Origin of the sequence: Actinoplanes sp. NPDC051343, assembly GCF_044455125.1 — a bacterium.
GTDB lineage: Bacteria > Actinomycetota > Actinomycetes > Mycobacteriales > Micromonosporaceae > Actinoplanes.
The window spans coordinates 269,064-289,367 of sequence record NZ_JBITEL010000012.1; the positions used below are offsets into that span (position 1 = coordinate 269,064).

The 20,304-nt window shown below is 70.7% G+C and carries 18 protein-coding genes; 6 read left to right on the forward strand and 12 right to left on the reverse strand.

Annotation, left to right across the window (positions count from 1 at the left end; all coding sequences use genetic code 11):
• Positions 1-115 precede the first annotated feature (115 nt).
• The 5 genes from ACIA5C_RS35040 to ACIA5C_RS35060 form a co-directional block, all read right to left on the reverse strand.
• Positions 116-1,723, reverse strand: a complete 1,608-nt coding sequence (locus tag ACIA5C_RS35040; protein ID WP_396062748.1) for a dihydrolipoamide acetyltransferase family protein — start codon at positions 1,721-1,723, stop codon at positions 116-118.
• A gap of 5 nt (positions 1,724-1,728) precedes the next feature.
• Positions 1,729-2,718: an alpha-ketoacid dehydrogenase subunit beta gene (locus ACIA5C_RS35045; RefSeq protein WP_396062914.1), complete on the reverse strand. Its 990-nt coding sequence runs from the start codon at positions 2,716-2,718 to the stop codon at positions 1,729-1,731.
• Positions 2,715-3,854, reverse strand: a complete 1,140-nt coding sequence (gene pdhA / locus ACIA5C_RS35050) for a pyruvate dehydrogenase (acetyl-transferring) E1 component subunit alpha (protein ID WP_396062750.1) — start codon at positions 3,852-3,854, stop codon at positions 2,715-2,717. The genes ACIA5C_RS35045 and pdhA overlap by 4 nt, the downstream gene beginning before the upstream one ends.
• A gap of 1,033 nt (positions 3,855-4,887) precedes the next feature.
• Positions 4,888-5,232 carry a hypothetical protein gene (locus ACIA5C_RS35055; RefSeq protein WP_396062752.1) on the reverse strand — a complete coding sequence of 115 codons (345 nt, stop codon included), beginning with the start codon at positions 5,230-5,232 and terminating at the stop codon, positions 4,888-4,890.
• 103 nt (positions 5,233-5,335) lie between these two features.
• The gene (locus tag ACIA5C_RS35060) at positions 5,336-5,647 is read right to left on the reverse strand and encodes a hypothetical protein (RefSeq protein ID WP_396062754.1); all 312 of its coding nucleotides are present in this window, start codon (positions 5,645-5,647) and stop codon (positions 5,336-5,338) included.
• Positions 5,648-5,944: 297 nt separating this feature from the next.
• Between ACIA5C_RS35060 and ACIA5C_RS35065 the strand changes: the two genes are divergently transcribed.
• Positions 5,945-6,187 carry a hypothetical protein gene (locus tag ACIA5C_RS35065; RefSeq protein ID WP_396062756.1) on the forward strand — a complete coding sequence of 81 codons (243 nt, stop codon included), beginning with the start codon at positions 5,945-5,947 and terminating at the stop codon, positions 6,185-6,187.
• Here ACIA5C_RS35065 and ACIA5C_RS35070 read toward each other — a convergent pair.
• From ACIA5C_RS35070 to ACIA5C_RS35080, 3 genes are read right to left on the reverse strand one after another with little or no spacing between them, the layout of a single operon-like run.
• Positions 6,184-7,389 (reverse strand): hypothetical protein, encoded by a 1,206-nt coding sequence (locus ACIA5C_RS35070; protein ID WP_396062758.1) that lies wholly within the window; start codon positions 7,387-7,389, stop codon positions 6,184-6,186. The two genes, ACIA5C_RS35065 and ACIA5C_RS35070, sit on opposite strands and share 4 nt — an antisense overlap.
• A gap of 35 nt (positions 7,390-7,424) precedes the next feature.
• Positions 7,425-9,095: a GTPase family protein gene (locus ACIA5C_RS35075; protein ID WP_396062760.1), complete on the reverse strand. Its 1,671-nt coding sequence runs from the start codon at positions 9,093-9,095 to the stop codon at positions 7,425-7,427.
• Positions 9,092-10,729 (reverse strand): ABC transporter, encoded by a 1,638-nt coding sequence (locus tag ACIA5C_RS35080; RefSeq protein WP_396062916.1) that lies wholly within the window; start codon positions 10,727-10,729, stop codon positions 9,092-9,094. Before ACIA5C_RS35080 ends, ACIA5C_RS35075 begins: the two co-directional genes overlap by 4 nt.
• 522 nt (positions 10,730-11,251) lie before the next feature.
• On the opposite strand from ACIA5C_RS35080, the gene dnaK reads away from it, so the two are divergent.
• The 5 genes from dnaK to ACIA5C_RS35105 all read left to right on the forward strand — a co-directional run bounded on the left by dnaK (position 11,252) and on the right by ACIA5C_RS35105 (position 16,717).
• Positions 11,252-13,147: a molecular chaperone DnaK gene (dnaK, locus tag ACIA5C_RS35085; protein ID WP_396062762.1), complete on the forward strand. Its 1,896-nt coding sequence runs from the start codon at positions 11,252-11,254 to the stop codon at positions 13,145-13,147.
• On the forward strand, positions 13,144-13,773 hold the full coding sequence (gene grpE, locus ACIA5C_RS35090) for a nucleotide exchange factor GrpE (protein WP_396062764.1): 630 nt from the start codon (positions 13,144-13,146) through the stop codon (positions 13,771-13,773). The genes dnaK and grpE overlap by 4 nt, the downstream gene beginning before the upstream one ends.
• Positions 13,774-13,841: 68 nt before the next feature.
• Positions 13,842-15,032 (forward strand): molecular chaperone DnaJ, encoded by a 1,191-nt coding sequence (gene dnaJ, locus ACIA5C_RS35095; protein ID WP_396062766.1) that lies wholly within the window; start codon positions 13,842-13,844, stop codon positions 15,030-15,032.
• Between the two features lie 22 nt (positions 15,033-15,054).
• Complete coding sequence (locus tag ACIA5C_RS35100) at positions 15,055-15,492, forward strand: heat shock protein transcriptional repressor HspR (protein ID WP_396062768.1); 438 nt, start codon at positions 15,055-15,057, stop codon at positions 15,490-15,492.
• 124 nt (positions 15,493-15,616) lie between these two features.
• Positions 15,617-16,717, forward strand: a complete 1,101-nt coding sequence (locus ACIA5C_RS35105) for an FAD-dependent oxidoreductase (protein ID WP_396062770.1) — start codon at positions 15,617-15,619, stop codon at positions 16,715-16,717.
• Here the strand turns inward: ACIA5C_RS35105 and ACIA5C_RS35110 are convergent.
• From ACIA5C_RS35110 to ACIA5C_RS35125, 4 genes are all read right to left on the reverse strand, one after another.
• Positions 16,714-17,157, reverse strand: coding sequence for a hypothetical protein (locus ACIA5C_RS35110; protein ID WP_396062772.1), 444 nt, complete (start codon positions 17,155-17,157; stop codon positions 16,714-16,716). The two genes, ACIA5C_RS35105 and ACIA5C_RS35110, sit on opposite strands and share 4 nt — an antisense overlap.
• A gap of 140 nt (positions 17,158-17,297) precedes the next feature.
• Positions 17,298-18,491, reverse strand: coding sequence for a cation:proton antiporter (locus ACIA5C_RS35115; RefSeq protein ID WP_396062774.1), 1,194 nt, complete (start codon positions 18,489-18,491; stop codon positions 17,298-17,300).
• A 7-nt stretch (positions 18,492-18,498) separates the two neighbouring features.
• Positions 18,499-18,996, reverse strand: a complete 498-nt coding sequence (locus ACIA5C_RS35120) for a cation:proton antiporter regulatory subunit (protein ID WP_396062776.1) — start codon at positions 18,994-18,996, stop codon at positions 18,499-18,501.
• Positions 18,944-20,197, reverse strand: a complete 1,254-nt coding sequence (locus tag ACIA5C_RS35125; RefSeq protein WP_396062778.1) for a sugar efflux transporter — start codon at positions 20,195-20,197, stop codon at positions 18,944-18,946. The genes ACIA5C_RS35120 and ACIA5C_RS35125 overlap by 53 nt, the downstream gene beginning before the upstream one ends.
• Between the last annotated feature and the right edge of the window lie 107 nt (positions 20,198-20,304).

Genomic DNA, 20,304 nt, shown 5'->3' on the forward strand with positions numbered 1-20,304 from the left:
GCTTGACGTCATCTCAGACAACGCAATTATGCGGGTCTGTAATCCGTCCTACCAACTAATTAGAGGGTGATGCGCAGCACCGGCCTAATAATCGAAGGTTCTTGGGCCCGAACACTTACGTCCACGCAAGCAGCGTCGCCTCCGGGTCGGAGAGGAACGCCCCGACGTCGCGCAGGAACTTGGAACCCAGTTCCCCGTCCACGATGCGGTGGTCGAAGGAGAGGCCGAGCGTGGTGACCTGGCGAATCTTGATCTTGCCCTTGTGCACCCAGGGCATCTCGCGGATCGCGCCGAAGGCCAGGATGGCCGACTCGCCCGGCGGAAGGATCGGGGTGCCGGTGTCCACACCGAAGACGCCGACGTTGGTGATCGAGAACGTGCCGCCCGACATGTCGGCCGGGGAGGTCTTTCCCGACTTCGCAACCTGGACAAGTGTGTTGAGCGCCTCGGCCAGCTCCCGCAACGTGAGACGCCCGGCGTCCTTGATATTGGGAACGATCAGCCCGCGCTCGGTCGCCGCCGCGATGCCGAGATTGACGTATTCCTTTACGACGATCTCGCCGGTCGCGCCGGACCAGGTCGAGTTGACCATCGGGTGCCGTCGCACGCCGAGCAGCACCGCCTTGGCCACCAGCAGCAGCGGCGAGATGCGCACGTCCCGGAACTCCGGCCGCGCCTTGATCTTGTCGAGCGCCCGCATCGACCGGGTCACGTCGACGGTCAGGAACTCCGTGACGTGCGGCGCGGTGAACGCCGAGGCCACCATGTTTTCCGCGGTCAGCTTGCGGACGCCCTTGATCGGGATCCGCTGCTCGCGGGAGGCGTCGAAAACCGCCGCGGCCGGCACGGTGATCGTGCTCGCTGCCGCGCCTTGCGCTTGCGCCGGGCTTGCCGCCGCCTGCTGTACGTCGTCGCGAGTCACCGACCCCATCGGGCCGGTTCCCGCGACGACCCTCAGGTCGACGCCGAGATCCTTGGCCAGCTTGCGCACCGGCGGCTTAGCCAGCACCGGCCCGCCGTGGTGCCCGTCAGCCGGAACCGCCGCGGCCGAGCCCGAAGCGGAGCCGGCGGAAGGGGACGACCCCGAAGCGGAGCCGGCCGAAGCGGAGCCGGCCGAAGGTGTGGTCGGAACCGAGGTCGCCGTGGAGGCGGTCGGGGCCCCGGCGGCCGGGACGGCCGCGGCCGGGGTGGACGTAGGCGTGACCGGCGACGGAAGGGCGACCGGGGGAGCCGCGGAGGCTGAAGGCGACGATGCGGTCGGGGACGCGGACGGCGTACCGGATGACCTTGGCCGCCTCTTGGCGGAAGTTGTCCTCGGGCCGTAACCCACCAGGACGGCCGTGCGTCCGCCGGGAGCCGGACCACCGATCATGCCGGGCTCGACCGATCCCTCTTCCGGTGCGAGTTCGACCGCCGCGAGGGATTCGGCCGACGGAGTCGGACCGTCCGAAGAGAGACCAGGCAGCGGCCCGGCCGACGGGTCGGTGTCGATGGCGACGATCGGCGAACCGACCTCGACCGTCGTGCCCGCCTCGTGGAAGATGCGGGTCACCACGCCGGCCCACTTGGCCGGGATCTCGACCGCGGCCTTGGCCGTCTCGACCTCCACGATCGGCTGGTTGAGTTCGATCGTGTCGCCGACCTTGACCAGCCAGCTGAGGATCTCGCCCTCGGTGAGGCCTTCGCCGAGGTCGGGCAGGTTGAATTCCTTGACTCGTGACATGCCGGTCACCAGCCGAACGAGCGGTCGACGGCGTCGAGCACCCGGTCCAGGTCGGGCAGGTAGTCCTCTTCGACCCGGGCGGCCGGGTAGGGGACGTCGAAGCCGGTCACCCGGAGCACCGGGGCCTCCAGGGAGTAGAAGCATTCCTCGGTGATGCGGGCAGCCAGTTCGGCGCCCACACCGATGTTGCCGGGCGCCTCGTGGACGACGACCGCCCGGCCGGTCTTGCGGACCGAGGCGTAGATCGTCGGGTAGTCGACCGGGGAGAGCGAGCGCAGGTCGATGACCTCGAGGCTGCGGCCGTCCTCCTCGGCCGCGGTGGCCGCGTCCAGCGCGGTGCGCACCATCGGGCCGTAGGCCAGCAGCGTCGCGTCGGTGCCCTCGCGGACGACCTGGGCCGTGTGCAGGGGGTAGGCCCCGGACAGGTCGGCGTCGAGGTCGACCGGGCCCTTCTCCCAGTACCGCCGCTTGGGCTCGAAGAAGATGATCGGGTCGTCCGAGGTGATCGCCTGCTGGATCATCGAGTAGGCGTCGGCGGGGTTGGAGCAGGTCACGACCTTGAGGCCGGGAGTGTGCGCGAAGTAGGCCTCCGGCGACTCCGAGTGGTGCTCGACCGCGCCGATGCCGCCGCCGAACGGAATGCGGACGACGATCGGCAGCCGCACGTTGCCCTTGGAGCGATAGAACATCTTCGCGACCTGGGAGACGATCTGGTTGTAGGCCGGGAAGACGAACCCGTCGAACTGGATCTCGCAGACCGGGCGGTAGCCGCGGATGGCCAGGCCGACCGCGGTGCCGACGATGCCGGCCTCGGCCAGCGGGGTGTCGATCACCCGCTGCTCCCCGAAGTCCTTCTGCAGGCCGTCGGTGATGCGGAAGACACCGCCGAGCTTGCCGACGTCCTCACCCATGATGACGACCTTGGGGTCGTTCTCCAGGGAACGGCGGAGGCCGTGATTGAGTGCCTTGCCGAGCGTAATTGTTTCGGGCATCAGTGCGCGCTCCCCTCGAACGTGGCCTGGTAGTCGGCGAACTTCTCACGCTGGGCGTCGATCTCGGGCGAACCGTTCGGATAGACGTTGTCGAACAGGGTGAGCGGCTGCGGGTCGGGCATCGCGAGCACGCGCTCGCGCAGGTTGAGCGCCAGGGTCTTGGCCGAGTCGTCGACCTCGGCGAAGAAGGTGTCGTCGGCCAGCTGCTGCTTGGACAGGAACGCCTTGAGCCGGCTGATCGGGTCCTTCACCTTCCAGGCCTCGACCTCGCTGGCGATCCGGTAGCGGGTCGGGTCGTCCGAGCTGGTGTGTGCGCCCATCCGGTAGGTGTACGCCTCGATCAGCGTCGGGCCCTGGCCGTTGCGCGCGTTGTCGAGCGCCGCCCGGGTGACCGCGAAACTGGCCAGCACGTCGTTGCCGTCGATGCGTACGCCCGGGAAGCCGAAACCGGCCGCGCGCCGGTAGAGCGGGATGCGGGTCTGGCGCTCGAGCGGCTCGGAGATCGCGTACTGGTTGTTCTGGCAGAAGAAGACCATCGGCGCGTGGAACACGCCGGCCCAGACGAACGCCTCGTTGACCTCGCCCTGGCTGGTCGCGCCGTCACCGAAGTACGCGATGACCGCCTCGCCGTCGGGGCTGCCGGTCTTGCCGTCCATCGTGATGCCCATGGCGTAGCCGGTCGCGTGCAGCGTCTGCGAGCCGATGACGATCGTGTAGCCGTTGAACCGGTGCTTGTTGGCGTCCCATCCGCCCTGGTCGACGCCGCGGAACAGGCCGAACGGCATGATCGGGTCGATGCCGCGGGTGTAGAGGACGCCGTGCTCCCGGTAGGTCGGGAAGGCCATGTCCTGCTCGCGCAGCGCCCGCCCGGAGCCGACCTGCGCCGCCTCCTGGCCCAGCAGGCTCGCCCAGATGCCCAGTTCGCCCTGCCGCTGCAGGGCGGTCGCCTCGGCGTCCAGCCGGCGGACCGTCACCAGGTCCCGGTACAGCTCGCGGTACTCCTCGTCGGTGAAGTCAACCGAGTAGGTCACGCCGTCGTCGGTGGTGACGCTCTCCACGCGTTCGCCATCGGGGGTGAGCAGTTGGACGAAGCCGCCGGCCGGTGCATCAAGCCCGGCCTCGCTTCCGCCGTTCGCCATCCGTGTCTCCCTGTTCATCTCTGCGCCCGCGGCGGGTGTTGCCCGTCCGCGCGACGAACCGCTGGGTCGCCGCGCCTGACCCGGGTGAGGTTGCCGCGCGGCGTCTCGGCGAGGGTCGGGACCCCGCCGGGGAGTGACGACCCCCACCAGGCGCCGTCGCACCCAATCCTGACAGAGAACGTGAGCGTGGTTACAGATCAGGTCGATCACAGTCCGGAAATCTCGCTGCCCAGGTTTGTCCGCATTAGTGGTGTTCGTACGGTCACTACCGTACGAATGGGACCATCCCGCCGCTGCCGATATGCGGCAGGTTCGTTCACCTCTGTAACCGCGGCTGATCCATGTTGATCATTGCCTCGTCGCGCCCAGGGAGAGGACCGGCCGTGCCGGACGAGCAAGACGACGACCCCGTTCCGCCGCTCAAAGTCATGCGAAAACGCCTGAACGGCGTGTACCGAGCAGACAGCGGATTCTCCGGTCCGACCCGTCGTTATGTGCTCATTGTGGCGCTTCTCGTAGGCTTGGCGTCGGTGCCCACGCTGGCGGCGATCACCGCCGGCTCGAACGAGCTCTCCGACGGCACGACCCACACCCTCGACGTGCCGTTCCTGCCACCGGCGTCCCCCGGGCCGATCGGAAGCCGCAGTCCGGCCGGCCTCCCCGATGCGGCCTCGCCGGGTGCCGGCTCGCCGGCCAGTGGTTCCTCCGGGTCCGCTTCACCGGCGGTGTCATCTGCCGGGCCATCTGAGCCATCTGAGCCATCTGAGCAATCGTCCGGGCCATCCGCCGCGCCGCCGGCCGGGTCGTCGCCTGGATCGTCTACCTCCGGCCGGCCTGCGCCGTCCTCGTCGGCGTCCAACCCGGGACCTTCGTCGAGCGTTCCGCCAACGCTTGCACCGTCCGTTCTGGGCGCGGGCGAGGGAGCAAAAGCCGCAATCAGGGCCGGGCGCATCTTGGGCCAGCTGGGTCGGCGCAAGCCGAGTGCGGCTCCGCCTTCTTCCGTACGCGGTGAGCCCGCCCCGCCAACCAGCGGCTACAACTCCGGCAGCGCCAGCCCCCACCATCCGCCGAAGCACCGCCGGCCCCAAAATCCGACCGCCCCGTCAGCCCCCAACTCGTCAAACTCCGGCCCGTCGAAGTCGGGCTCCTCGAAGTCCGGCCCGTCGAAGTCCGGCCCGTCGAAGTCCGGCCCGTCGAAGTCCGGCGTGTCGAAGCCCGCCAGCTCCGACCCGGGCGTGTCGAAGCCCGGCAGCTCGAAGCCCGGCAGCCTGAAGCCCGGCAGCTCGAAGCCCGGCAGCTCGAAGCCCGGCAGCCTGAAGCCCGGCAGCTCGAAGCCCGGCAACTCCAAGCCCGGCAACTCCAAGCCTGGCAACTCCAAGCCCGGCACGTCGAAGCCGGCGCCGTCGAAGACAAGCCCTCCGAAAGCCGACCCGGACCCATCCGCCCTGCTGCCTGGCCTAGTAGACGGCGATAGCTTCCCGTCAGTCCCAGGCTTCCCCGACCTGCCGGGCTTCAACGCCCCAAACTCGGGCCACGACGGCAGCGCTGACGGCAGTGGGAATGGGAGCGGCGACAGCAGTGGGAGCGGTGACGGCAACGCGAGCGGGAGCGGTGACGGCAGTGGGAGCGGCGACGGCAACGGCGACAGCAGCGCCGTCGGCGACGGTGGCGGTCACGACAGCGTCGGCAACGACCACGGCGACAGGAATGACCGCGACCGCGACCGCGACAGCGGCCGCGACGGCGACGGCGACGACGACAGCGGCCGCGACGGCGACAGCGGCCGTGGCCACGGTGGTTATGGCGGGTCGGGGCGGCACGACCGTCCATCCAAGGCCGGGCCCACCAAGCACCAGCCCGCGAACCCCCACCCCACCAAGCCCGCGCCCAGCAAGCCCGCCGCCTGGAACGGCCGCCCGGCCTGCGACGAGCGCGGCAAATGCGGCACCCGCCCGGCCCACCACCGCCGCCCGGATTTCACCGGCCACCGCCCGTGCGGCCGCTCGACCCATCGGGCCGGCAGGTCAGATCACCGCACCGTCCAGATTGACCGGTCCTGCGACCGGTCCGCACACCGCCGGAGGTCAGCAGTGACCGAACGCCCGCACAACATTCGAACTGATCACCTCTACGCCAACGGGGCCGGCTACAACACTCGCCGCTCGATCGTTCACGCGCACGAGCCCGACGACAACCAGAACCGCTCCTACCGTGGCAGTCACCGGGCCGCCGGCCAGCACCACCTCGACCATCAAACTCCGGCTGAGCGGCGCGACTCGCGGGTCGGCCGGCATCATGCCGACCCGCAGGACGACTACATCAACAATCGCTAGTCGAGGGTGTCGCGGTTGGCTTCGATCCAGGCGTCGATGGCGTCGGTGTCGTTGGGGTCGACGCCCTCGTAGATCAGCTGGGCCACCGCGGCGGTGGCCGGGCTGCGGCGTTCGCCGGTCGCGTACAGCCGGGCGAACTCGGGGATCATCTCCTCGACCATCTCGTCGGTCTGGGTGACCGCCGCGTCGGGCAGGCCGCGCCGCCGGGTCGCATAGGCCGACCACGCCCGGGTGACCCGGGGCAGCATGGCGGCGTCGTCCATGTCGAGGACCGCGCGCCGGTGCACCCAGTCGAGCAGGAACAGGCCGGCCACGGCCGGGCTCCAGCGCAGCGGGTCGGCCGACGGCAGGCTCGCCGCGTGGTCGAGGATCAGGCTGATGCAGAAGTGCAGGGACGCCAGCTCGTCGTCCGCGGTGATTTTGTCGAGGCCGAAGCGGGCCGCCTCGGGTGATCCCAGGAAGTCGCGGGCGAAGTCGATGGTGGGTGGCGTGCGCGGCTCGGCCAGCGGCGGGGTGGTGGCGGCCGGCAGCAGCGCCAGGCGGGCCGCGGCCAGGGCGCGGTCGGTGGCGAGCGAGCCGTCGGCGGGCAGGTCGCCGAGCCCGTCGGTGATCTCGAGGTGTTTGTTGACTTCGCCGCGGACCCGGCCCGGGTCTTCCTCGCGGAACCAGGTCAGCTCGTCGTCGTCGCACATCTCGCGCACCTGCTCGAGGATGCGGGACGCCGAGGAGCCGACGAACACGTCCTTGGTGATGCCGATGTTGTGGTCGACCAGGGCCACCACCGCGTGTTCGGGGCCGCCGTCGTCGGCGTCCTCGTAGGCGAAGGTGACCAGATAGGACGTCTGATCGCCGTACACGTCGCCGTACGCCCAGCACCCGGTGGGCCGGACGCGCCCCAGCTGGGCCGCCCACGACGGCGTCTGCGGCCCCCGGCGTACGTCGGAAGCGCCCGCCGCGTCGGGCACCAGGGCCGCGAATACCTCGCGGATCGTTGTGGCCGCCGCTGTGCGGCGGCGCGTGGTGGCTCCCAGGAAGTCACCGACGAAGTCGCGCACCGCGGCCGCCCGGTCGGCTGTCGCCACCGAGTAGACGCTGCCCAGCAGCGCGGTGCCGAGCATCTCCGCGTCCAGGGCACAGTCGAGCTTCGCCACGTCGCGGGCCGCGTGGAGGACCGCTTCATACGGAGTCTGTGGTGCCGCCATGACCGCGACGTTACCCGGCCGGGAGGGTGGGGAACCTACTCCGAACGCACCACGGTCAACGCTTCACGCGCTTGGGCGTAGGCGTTGAGCACTTCGCGCACCGGCGCCACGACGTATTCGCGGGCCACCTCGGTGATCGACGAGCGCAGCCGCTGCTCGGCCTTGCGCCGGGCCCGCCGGGCACCCCAGTCGACGATCGGACGCAGCAGAGCCGCCAGCAGCAACCCGAGCAACAGGCCCCCGAGCAGCATCAACGTCGGCATCGGCACCGCGCCGAGCTTGGGGTAGTCGAGGTCGGGCAGGGCCAGCAGCTTCAGCACGTAGCCGACGATCAGCCAGCCGAGACCGCCGGCGGCGACGAGTGTGAGCAGCCACTGCAGCAGCCCGACGCCGCGCCACCAGAGCGGTGGCCTTCGCATGCCCAATTCGGTTTTTGCGACGGCGCGGTCGAGCGCGTCGGAAAGGTCGGCGGACCGGGAGCGGGCGGCGTTGTTGAGGGCGGGCGCCCAGATTTCGGGCAGCGGCGCCGCCGCGCGGGCCGCGACGGCGCGGACGGTGAGGCCGACGGCCGACTTCTGCGCCGCGTTGGCTTCCGGCACGGACGTACGCGGTGTGATGTCGGTGGACACGGCGTCGGTCTTGGGTTCGTCGCCCAGATGCAGGCGGCGCAGCGGGTCGGGGCGCAGCCGCCGCAGGCCGCGGATCAGCGGCCACCCGGTCGAGGCGACCGCCCGATGGCGGTAGGAGCCGGCCACCGCGTCGGCGACCGCGGGCACCCCGGCCGAGGCGGCGAGCGCGTCGGATAGCTGCCGGACCGTGGCCCGGTCGATCTCGTCCTCCGCCGCGGGCGGCCCGATCATGCCGGTGAGCTGCTGGCTGACCGCCTCGAGGTCGGCGCCGAGCCGGCGCAGCGCGGCCTGTCGTTCGGCGACCGTGCGTTCCAGGGCCGCCCGCAGGTCGCTGAGCATGCCTGGCTGCTTGGCCGAGGTCGCCAGCACCGGCGCGCCGGTCATGCCGTCCTCTTCGAGCAGCCGCTTGAGGTCGGTCAGCACGACGTCGGTGTCGGTCTCGGTGAGCCGGTCGGCCTGGTTGAGCACGACGATCGTGACGTCGACGTGCGACCGGAACTGGGAGAGGTAGGCCTGGTGCAGGATGCGGTCGCCGTACTTCTGCGGGTCGACGACCCAGACGATCTGGTCGACGAGGCCGAGCAGGCGGTCGACCTCGAGCCGGTGGCCGCGTTCGATCGAGTCGAAGTCGGGCAGGTCGAGCAGCACGAGCCCGCGCAGCGACGCCTCGTCGTCGGCGTCGAGCGCGCTCTCCCGGATGAACCGCTGCCGCGGCAGCACGCCCACCCAGTCGAGCAGCTGGTTGGCCGGTTCGAGCGGGCCCCAGACGCAGGCGTGCGCGGCGCCGGTGGTCGGACGCCGCACCCCGACCGGCGAGAGCTTGAGTCGGGCCAGCGCGTTGAACAGGCTGGACTTGCCGCTGCCGGTGCTGCCGGCGAGCGCGACCACGGTGTGGTCGCGCGACAGCGAGAGCCGGGTGCCGGCCCGTTCGACCAGGGTGTGCGCTCCGACCAGTTCGCCGTCGGGCAGGTAGGGGTCGGTCAGCCGGAGGAACTTGGACAGGGCTTCGAGCCGCAGCACCAGCCGCTCGGCGTCGACCTTGCCGGAATCGCGGAGGACTTTGTCGACGAGACTCACTTCGTGCTCCCCGTCAGCGCCAGGTCGGCGCGGGCGCTTTCCACCGCCGCGGCCGCCCGCCGCAGCGCACTGCCCGGATCGGCCTCGATGCCGACGGCGCCGGTGCGGTCGGTGAACCGCGCCGACTCCTGGTCGAGCAGTTCGTCGACCCGGGCCAGGAGGTCCTCGCGGGCGCGCGTGGCCAGGGCCCGGATCGCCTGATCGCCGAAGATCGCCTCGAGCACCTTCTGCGCCGCCACGGTGGTGCCCGCGCCGACCGCGACCTCGAGTCCGGTGGGCAGGAACGCGGTCGAGGTGAAGACGGCGATCATCACGGCCAGGCCGGCGCCGTTCACCGCGTACGCCGCGCCACGGGCCACGACGCGTTTCTCGCTGCCTTCCTCGCGCACCAGCCCGAGCACCCACTGCTGCCAGTCGCGGACCAGGCGATCGGCGCGTTGTGGCAGGTCGGCGCCGGGTTTCTGCAACTCGGGCGCCAGCAGCGCGGCGCCTGCCGGGTGCGCTTGCCAGGATCCGTACGCCTGTTCGGCCGCATCAGCCGCAACGCCGCGTAACAGGGTGACGAGCTGGGACTCGAGCGCCGCCTGAAGGTTGCGCCCGGGCAGGGGGCGGCCGGTGAGCGCCGAGAAGATCTTGTCGCGCAGCTGGCCGACCTTGCTCTCCAGGCTCTTGAGGAACTCGCCGGTGCCGACGAACTCCTGCCATCGGGCGAGCACCTCACCGCGCAGCAGCCGGCCGTCGCGCAGCCCGTCGCTGACCGTGCGCTTGGCGTTGCGGTAGGCCTGCTGCACCCGGTCTTCGAGGGCCTTGGCCGCGACGATCTGCTCGTCGGCCGCCTCGGCCAGCCCGGCCACCGCCGGACCGAGCGCGATCAGCGCGCCGTTGAGGGTCTGCCGCACAACCGTGGCGCGGGCGTCGGAGTCGGCCGCGAGCTGGGCGAACCAGTCGTGCAGCGGCCGGGTCAGGTCTTCGGCGAGCATGCCCTGACCGTCGAGTGCGGCCTCGGGGAGCACGAAGAGCGGCGCGGCGCCGAGATCGCGGGAGGCCAGCATCTCCTGCAGGTGCGCGGTGACGTCGCCGGCCGCGTCGGCCGGCACCCGGTCGAGGACCAGGGCGATCACGGTGCCGCGCAGACGGGCGGTGGTGAGCAGCTCCCATGGCACCGCGTCGGCGTAGCGCGCGGCCGTGGTCACGAACAGCCAGAGGTCGGCCGCGGCGAGCAGCTGCGCGGCGAGGGCCCGGTTGCGGTCGACCACCGAGTCGATGTCGGGCGCGTCGAGGAAGGCCAGTCCGGCGCCGAGCGCGGGGGCGGAGACCAGCTGGAGCGTGCGCGGGTCGGCGCTCGACTCGGCGGTGCGGACGAGCCCGGGCAGCAGCTGGCCGCGCTGGAACCAGGCCAGGTCGGCGGGGTTGCTGACCAGCACCGGCGAGCGGGTGGTCGGGCGCAGCACCCCGGTCGCGCTGACCGGCGCCCGGACCAGGCTGTTGACCAGCGTCGACTTGCCCGCACCGGTCGATCCGCCGACGACCACGAGCAGCGGGGCGTCGAGCCGGGAGAGGCGGGGAAGCAGGTAGTCGTCGAACTGGGCGACCAGCGCGGTGCCGACCTTGCGGGCCTCTTCGGCCGAGGGCATCACGAGGGGATAGGAGGTGCCGCCGATCGCGGCGCGCAGCGCGCTCAGTGAGTTAGCTAGATCACTGAGCGCCTGCGGCGGCTCGGCCAGGCCGGGGACCGGCGGCCATTCGGGCGGCGGCGGGGTTGCGTCGGCGTCGGCCGGCAGATCGGGATGTGGCTGACGGGGCACGACGGCATCCGTACGATCAGAGTGGTTGACCGGGGCGCCGCTCTCACCTGCGCCTATGTCATTTGCGGCGGGGACGGCGGAAGGGGCCGACGGACCGACCGCGTCACCGTGCGTCGTCACGGGTAAAGAGTGCCCGATCTATGCATGCAGGACAACAGGTACCGGTATGCCGTGACCGATACGGTACCGCTTCCGGCGTCCCGCCCCGAAGTTGCGTTAAGTCGGCTCAACCTCGACTTGACGACCTGCGTGCCCGTGGCATCATTGAGTCGGTTCCACTCAACCCTAAGCAGTCGCCAAATTTGAGTAACCGTGCTCTTACGGAAGCAGCCCAGTTAGCGAGGACCAACCATGGCACGTGCGGTCGGCATCGACCTCGGCACCACGAACTCCTGCGTCAGCGTTCTGGAAGGAGGCGAGCCCACCGTCATCGCCAACGCGGAGGGCTCCCGGACGACCCCGTCCATCGTCGCCTTCGCCCGCAACGGTGAGGTGCTCGTCGGCGAGGTCGCCAAGCGCCAGGCGGTGACCAACCCCGACCGGACCATCCGTTCGGTCAAGCGGGAGGTCGGCACCAACTGGTCGATCGACATCGACGGTAAGAAGTACACCCCGCAGGAGATCTCGGCGCGGGTCCTGATGAAGCTCAAGCGCGACTCCGAGGCGTACCTCGGTGAGACGGTGACCGACGCGGTCATCACCGTGCCGGCCTACTTCAACGACGCCCAGCGCCAGGCCACCAAGGAGGCGGGCGAGATCGCCGGCCTCAACGTCCTGCGCATCGTCAACGAGCCGACCGCGGCCGCCCTGGCCTACGGCCTCGACAAGGGCTCGAAGGAGCAGACCGTCCTGGTCTTCGACCTCGGTGGCGGCACCTTCGACGTCTCGCTGCTCGAGCTGGGCGACGGCGTCATCGAGGTCAAGTCGACCTCCGGTGACAACCACCTCGGTGGCGACGACTGGGACCAGCGAATCATCGACCACCTGGTCAAGACGTTCCGCGGTGAGCACGGCATCGACCTCGGCTCGGACAAGATGGCCCTGCAGCGTCTGCGCGAGGCCGCCGAGAAGGCGAAGATCGAGCTGTCCGCCGCGACCACCACCAGCATCAACCTGCCCTACATCACGGCCGGCCCGGACGGTCCGCTGCACCTCGACACGTCGCTGTCGCGGTCCGAGTTCCAGCGCATGACGCAGGACCTGCTCGACCGCTGCAAGGGCCCGTTCGAGTCCGCGATCAAGGACGCCGACGTCAAGCTGGCCGACATCGACCACGTCATCCTGGTCGGCGGCTCGACCCGCATGCCGGCCGTCGCCGACCTGGTCAAGAGCATGACCGGCCGCGACCCCAACAAGGGCGTCAACCCGGACGAGGTCGTCGCCGTCGGTGCGGCCCTGCAGGCCGGTGTCCTCAAGGGCGAGGTCAAGGACGTTCTGCTCCTCGACGTCACCCCGCTGTCCCTCGGCATCGAGACCAAGGGCGGCATCATGCACAAGCTGGTCGAGCGCAACACGACCATCCCGGCGCACCGCTCCGAGGTCTACACGACGGCCGACGACAACCAGCCGTCCGTGCTGATCCAGGTCTTCCAGGGCGAGCGCGAGATGGCGGCGTACAACAAGAAGCTCGGCACCTTCGAGCTGAGCGGCATCGCGCCGGCCCCCCGCGGGGTCCCGCAGATCGAGGTCTCCTTCGACATCGACGCGAACGGCATCGTGCACGTGTCCGCCAAGGACCTGGGCACGGGCAAGGAGCAGAAGATGACGATCACCGGCGGCTCGGCGCTGCCGAAGGACGACATCGAGCGCATGATGCGCGACGCCCAGGACCACGCGGACGAGGACAAGAAGCGCCGCGAGGACGCGGAGACCCGCAACCTGGCCGAGCAGCTGCAGTGGCAGACCGAGAAGTTCCTGGCCGAGAGCGGCGACAAGCTGCCCGAGGAGAGCCGCAACAACATCAGCGAGGCGCTGGGCGAGCTGCGGGCCGCGATCGGCGGCACCGACATCGAGAAGATCAAGTCGGCGCACGAGCGGCTGTCGCAGGTCTCCCAGGAGGCCGGCTCGCTGCTCTACAACCAGCAGGGCGGCGCACCGTCCGACGGCACCCAGGGTGCCCCGGGCGCGGACGGCACCCAGGGTGCTCCGGGCGGCGCGGCCACCGGTGGCCCGGCGGCCGGCGGGCCCGCGGCCGGAGGTGCCGACGACGTCGTCGACGCCGAGATCGTGGAGGACGACAAGAAGTGAGCGCCGCGGACGACGAGAACGACGGTCAGGCGACCGAGCGGGTCGTCATCCGGGACCGCCGCAAGATTGATCCGAAGTCCGAGGCCGGCAAGGCCTCGGAGGCCAAGACCGCCGCTGGGCCCGGCGCGCACCGCGCGGCCGAGCCCGAGGAGGAGGTGGCGGCCGAGGTCACGGAGGCCACGTCGGCTCTCGGTGCCGAGTTGGAGGCACTGCGGAGTGAGCTCGACGAGCGCACCCACGACCTGCAGCGGGTCACGGCCGAGTACGCCAACTACCGCAAGCGGGTCGACCGCGACCGGGGTGCGGCGGCGGAGCTGACCACCGGTGCGGTCCTGACCGCACTGCTGCCGGTGCTCGACGACATCGATCGGGCCCGGGAGCACGGTGACCTGGTCGGGCCGTTCGCCTCGGTGGCGGAGTCGCTCACCGCGGCGACCGGCAAGCTCGGGCTGGCGGCGTTCGGCGAGAAGGGCGACGCGTTCGACCCCAACCGTCACGAGGCGGTCGCGCACCAGACGTCGGCCGACGTCACGGAGCCGACCTGCGTCGAGGTGATGCGGCGGGGTTACACCCTGGGCGAGCGGCTGTTGCGGCCCGCCCTGGTCGCGGTAGCCGACCCGGAGTGATCTCACACGTTCGTCCCGCCCGGCGCACCGCGCCGGGCGGGACCGACTACTAGGAGGGGGTGGACGAGATGAGCTCGAAGGACTGGCTCGAAAAGGACTTCTACGCCGTGCTGGGCGTCAGCAAGTCCGCCTCTGCCGACGAGATCAAGAAGTCGTACCGGAAGCTGGCCCGCGACCTCCACCCCGACCGCAATCCCGACAACCGGGAGGCGGAGGAGAAGTTCAAGGCGGCGTCCGAGGCGTACGACGTGTTGTCGGACGACAAGAAGCGCAAGGAATACGACGAGATGCGCTCGCTGTTCGGCTCGGGCGCGTTCCGGCGCGGGGCCCGGTCGGGCGGCGGCCAGTTCGACCCGTCCGACCTGTTCGGCGGCTTCACCGGTGGCACCGGTGCCGGCTCGGCGGGCGACCGGCGGTTCGGCGGTGCCGGCTTCTCCGACATCTTCAGTTCCATCTTCTCCGGTGGTGGCCCCACCGGCGGGCCGGCCCGGCGCGGGCCGCAGCGCGGGCGCGACGTGGAAACCGAGGTGACGCTCGACTTCGCGCAGGCGGTCCGCGGCACCACACTGCCGCTGACGCTGCGCTCGCCGGGCGCCTGCGACACCTGTCACGGCAGCGGCGCCAAGCCGGGCACCCAGCCCCGCACCTGCCCGCAGTGCCAGGGTTCCGGCCTGACCTCCCGCAATCAGGGCTCGTTCAGCTTTTCCGAGCCGTGCCGCGAGTGCCAGGGCTCGGGCAGCATCGTCGACCAGAAGTGCCCGGAGTGCCGGGGCACGGGCGGGGTCACCAAGACCCGCACGATCAACGTCCGGTTCCCGGCCGGGGTTTCCGACGGGCAGCGCATCCGGCTCTCGGGCCGGGGCGAGCCGGGTGAGCGCAACGGTGCCGCCGGCGACCTGTACGTGCAGGTCAACGTGCGACCGGACGAGCTGTTCGGGCGCAGCGGCGACGACCTGACACTGACCGTGCCGGTGTCGATCGCCGAGGCGGTGCTCGGCACCGACCTGCGGGTGCCCACGCTGGACAGCCCGGTCACCCTGCGGGTGCCGGCCGGCACGCCGAGCGGCCGCAAGCTGCGGGCCCGCGGCAAGGGAGTCGCCCGCAAGGACGGCAAGTCGGGGGATCTGATCGTCACCGTCGAGGTTCAGGTGCCCGACGGTGTCACCGGGGAAGCCCGGGATGCGTTGGAGCGGTTCGCCAAGCTGACTCCGCCGGTCGGGCGAGATCGGCTCGAGGCGCGCCTGCGCCGAGCCGGCTGACCCGCAGCAGGAGGTGTGTCCGATGTATGAAGAGATCAACATCACGGTGGAGCAATCCTCCGAGGCCAAGGTGCTGATCATCTCGGTCGCCGCGCGGATGGCCGGGATGCACCCGCAGACCCTCCGGCAGTACGACCGGCTCGGGCTGGTTCAGCCCGGCCGGGCCGGTGGCGGGGGCCGGCGTTACAGCCAGCGCGACGTCGAGCTGCTGCGCGAGGTGCAGAAGCTCAGCCAGGAAGAGGGCGTCAACCTGGCCGGCATCAAGCGGATCATCGGCCTCGAGCAGTTGGCCACCGAGCTCCAGCAGCGGGTGCGCCAGCTCGAGCACCAGCTCGACGAGGCGTACGCGCGGATCGCGCAGCTCGAGAGCCCGTACACCCGCGGAGATCTGGTGCGGCACGAGCCGCAGTCGACCGCCCTGGTCGTCTGGCGTCCGCGCCGTTCGTCCGACAACAAGTAGCAGCAGCGGCCCCGGCGGGAACCGGGGCCGCTTCTTTGTGGTCTGACGAACACGTTCGTTAAGAACGCGTTCGTGTATCATGGTCTCCAGGGCGACCCGCTCGCCGTACCAGAGGGAGACCGAAATGATCGCGATCGTCGGCGCCGGACTCGGCGGCCTGACCCTGGCCCGCGTGCTCGGTATGCACGGCGTAGAAACCGCCGTCTACGACCTGGACGCCTCGCCGAACGCCCGCCACCAGGGCGGCATGTTGGACATGCACGAGGAGTCAGGCCAGATGGCGCTGCGCGCGGCGGGTCTGTTCGCCGATTTCGAGCGGGCCGTCCTGCCCGGCGGCGACGCCAGCCGGGTGATCGACAAGCACGGCGTGGTGCTGCTCGACCAGCCGGGCGACGGGCGCCGCCCCGAGGTCGATCGCGGGGCCCTGCGTGACCTGCTGCTCCACTCGCTGCCCGAGGGCACGGTGCGCTGGGGCGCGCGGGTCACCGCGGTCAGCGCGGCACCCGGTGGGTACGAGCTGACCTTCGCCGACGGGCGCACCGAGACGACCGCACTGCTGGTTGGAGCCGACGGAGCATGGTCGCGGGTGCGGCCGCTGCTCACCGCCGACCAGCCGGTCTACGCCGGTCTGTCGTTCGTCGAGATCCGCGTGCCCCGGACCCGGGCCGAGCATCCGCGGCTGGCCGACGTGGTCGGCGACGGCATGCTCTTCGCGCTCGACGACGAGCGCGGCTTCCTGGCCCACCGGGAGAGCGACGACGAACTCTGCGTCTACGTCGCGGTCAAGAAGCCGGCCGAGTGGGCGACCGGCGGCGAGGTCGGCCGCGATTCGCTGCTCGCCCTCTTCCCGGACTGGCATCCCGACCTGCGGGCGCTGGTCTCCGAGAGCGAGGGCGCGCTGATCCCCCGCCCGATCTACGCCCTGCCGACCGGTCAGCGCTGGTCGCGGGTGCCCGGGGTGACCCTGCTCGGGGACGCCGCCCACCTGATGTCGCCGTTCGCCGGCGAGGGCGCCAACCTGGCGATGCAGGACGCGGCCGAGCTCGCGCAGGCGATCCTCGCGCACCCCGGCGATGTCGAGGCAGCGCTCGGCGACTACGAGCGGGCGATGTTCCCGCGGGCCCGGGCGGCCGCCGAGGAGTCCATGCGCAACCTCGTCGACCTATTCCAGCCGGGTGCCGCCCGCCGTCTGGCCGCCTTCTTCAGCGGAGCAACGGCCGGCTAGCGGCCGAAGATGCCGAGGCGGCGGGGGTGGCGCACCAGGCCGCCCTCGATCCACTCGGCGTACTCGAAGGTCTCGGGCCGGTTCATCAGCACGCGGCAGTTGTGGGCCCAGATGGACATCGGCTCGTCGCCGACCTCCTCGGCCCGCTCGACGAACTTCTTGAGCCGGCGCTTGCGCTGATTTGTCGCGTTCTGTCGCACTCCGTCAGCGGCGTAGATGTACATACAGTGTTGGGCGAAACGCCGGGCCGGGCACTGCCGGTCCATCGCGAGCTCGAAGAGCGTCGGCGCGAGGACGTCACCCGAGATCAAGAGATCCCAGTCCGGAGGCATGCTGTCGAGCGGCACCGACTCCGGGTGGTAGGCCCACGCCTGAATCTCCTCCGGCCGAGGGTCGGCCGGGTTGGAGAATCCGTAGAAGGTCGACTCACGCACTGCCACGCTCCCGCCTCCCTAAGAATCCCCGTTAACACACAGTCGTCGGTCCGGAACGGTAGCGCGCCTGAGGTGGGAGATGAAAGTCTCTACGGATCACATTCGGATACTGGGAAGTAACATAGCGCTGCCATCGAGGTTGTTGATCACTGAAGTTCAGGAAGTGCCCGCTGAGCTGCCATTCGCCGGCGCACAAGTGTCTTGAACCAGACGTAGTCGGTAAGCCGGGCGAGCATCGGTCCCGACACCACGGTGATCAATACGTACGCGGTCGCCAAGGGGGCCAGCCGGGGTTGCACGCCGGAGCCGACCGCGAGACCGGCGATCACGATCGAGAACTCGCCGCGCGGCATCAGGGCCAGACCGGCCCGCAGCCGCCCGGGCAGCGCGATGCCGGCCCGGCGCCCGGCCAGATAGCCGGTCAGCACCTTGGTCAGCATGGTCAGCACGGCCAGGCCGAGGGCGGGCAGCAGCACCGGCGGTATGTCGCGCGGATCGGTCGAGAGGCCGAAGAACACGAAGAAGACCGCGGCGAACAGGTCGCGCAGGGGCGAGAGCATCTCGGTCGCGTGGTGGGCGACCGGGCCCGAGATCGCGATGCCGACCAGGAACGCGCCGACCGCGGCCGACACCTTGAGCTCGGCCGCCACCCCGCCGACCAGCAGGGTCAGCCCCAGCACACTGAGTAGTAGGGCTTCCGGGTCGCGTACGGACATGAACCGGCTGATCGTGCTGCCGTAGCGGATCGCCACGACCAGCACCGCGACGACCGTGACGACCGCCACACCGAGCGCCTTCAGTCCGCCCAACAGGCCGACGCCGGCCAGCACCGCGGTCACCGCCGGCAGATAGAAGGCCATCGCGAGGTCCTCGATGACCAGCACCGACAGGATGACCGGGGTTTCCCGGTTGCCGAGCCGGCCCAGGTCGCCCAGCACCTTGGCGATCACACCGGAGGACGAGACCCAGGTGATGCCGGCCAGCACCAGCGCGGCCCGCCAGTCCCAGCCGAGCAACAGCGCGAACCCGGCCCCGGGCAGCGCGTTGAGCGCGGCGTCGAGGACCCCGGCCGGAGCGGCCGCCCGCAGGTTGCCGACCAGCTCGTCGGCCGAGTATTCGAGGCCGAGCATGACGAGCAGCAGGATCACACCGATCTCGGCGCCGACCCGGATGAACTCCTCGCTGGCCGACAGCGGCAGCAGCCCGCCGCGCCCGAACGCGAGACCGGCCAGCAGATAGAGCGGGATCGGGGATAGGCCGACGCTGCGGCCCAGCCGGCCGAGCATCCCGAGAGCGAACAGCAGCGCCCCGACCTCGATCAGCAGGGTCGTCCCGTGCATGCGCCGACTAGTCCGAAAGGTCGCCGGCGAGGATCGCGCCGACGCCGTCCAGCCCCTGGCGGGTGCCGACCGCGACCACCACGTCGCCGGCCTCGAAGGCGAAGGACGGGCCGGGCGAGGCGATCACGTCGCGGTCGCGGAGCACCGCGACGATGGAGGCGCTGGTGCGGGTGCGGGCCCGGGTGTCGCCGAGCTTGCGGCCGACGAACGGCGAGCCGGCCGGCAGGGCGATCTGCTCGGTGAGGAGCCCGGCCGCCTGCTGGCGCAGCTCGGCCAGCTGGCTGAGCATCAGCGACGCGCCGAGCACGTCGGCGAGCGCTGAGGCCTCGTCGTCGGTCAGCGGGATCGAGGCGAGGCAGGCGTCGGGGTCGTCCACGTCGTACAGCACGAGGTCGCGGCGGCCGTTGCGGTGCGAGACCACGCCGACCGTCCGGCCGGAGGCGGTGACCAGGTCATGCCGGACGCCGATCCCCGGCAGGGACGTCTGCTCCACTCGCACGCGCACGCCTCAACCGTAGCGTCGATACCCGGGCGGCGGGCCGGGTCGCCAGCAGCAACAGGACGCCGAGCAGGCACATCACGAAGTTCATCGCGTACGCCCAGCGGTAGTCGGTGTGCTGGGCGAGGCCGAGCAGCGGGCCGGCCATGATCTGTCCGATCGGGAACGTGTTGGTGAACAGTGTGGTCGCCCGGCCCGGCTCGGCCGGCATCATGTCCTGCACATACGTGATGCCGAGGCTCGACACCGAGGCGATGTAGAGCGCGTTCACGATCTGGGCCGCGAGCAGCACCCATACGGCGGGCGCGCCGAAGACGATCGCCGAATAGATCACGCCGCAGGCCGAGCCGGCCAGGATCAGGGCGCGTACGGAGATGCGGCGCGTAAGCAGCCCGAGGCCGAGCATCAGCGGAATCTCGAGGGCGGCACAGAGCCCGAGGATCAGGCCGGCGTCGCCCACCGAACCGTGCAGGTCGTGCTCGATGAACAGGGCCAGCGCCTGCACGCCGAGCACCATCGGGGCCTGCATCAGGGTGAACGCGGCCACGGTCAGCCAGATCCTGATCCGGGAGGCGGCCGGCGCCGGCACCGGCGGCGGCTGGTCCCCCTCGGGTGCGGCCGGCGCCTCTACTTCGGACAACCAGCCGAAGGCGACGAGTGTGGCCAGGGCGTACATCACGGCCGCGGTGGCGAAAACGGCGGTGAAACCGCCATGACTGAGCAGCAGCGCCGCGATCGGCGGGCCTCCGACGTACGCCAGGGAGAAAACCGTCCGCAGGGCGCTGATCCCGAGCGCGGCCCGCCCGGGGTCGTCGCGTTGCAGCACTTCCCGGGCGTACGCGAAGGTTTGCGGAAAGAGTGCCCCGGCGACGGCGAAAGCCGTAGTGGTGAGCGCGAGCAAGGCCCAGTAGTCGCGGATCACCGCGGCGAGCCCGCAACCGATCACTCCGGCGATCGAGGCGATGATCAGCAGATGGCGCCGCATCGGCCGCCGGTCGGAGACGCGGCCGATCGCCCAGCTCGTGGCGACCCCGGCCAGGGGGCCCACCACCAGGAAGACGGTGACCTTGACCGGGCCGGCGTCGACCGAGGTGGAGAGAAACAGTGCGAGGAACGGGCCGACCAGCGCGAGCGACAGCCCGGCGGCGAGAAACACCAGGCCGAGCGGGAGCAACCGCCGGGTGAGGGTCAGGGGCGGGAGGCTCACAAGTCGTTACCGTACCCGGAGTTGTCCCCGAACTTCGTTGTCGATGCCGCGTCGGGGCTCTAGAGTTGAGTGCGACACGCTCAAGTTTGCGGGAAGTCCAGGGGAGC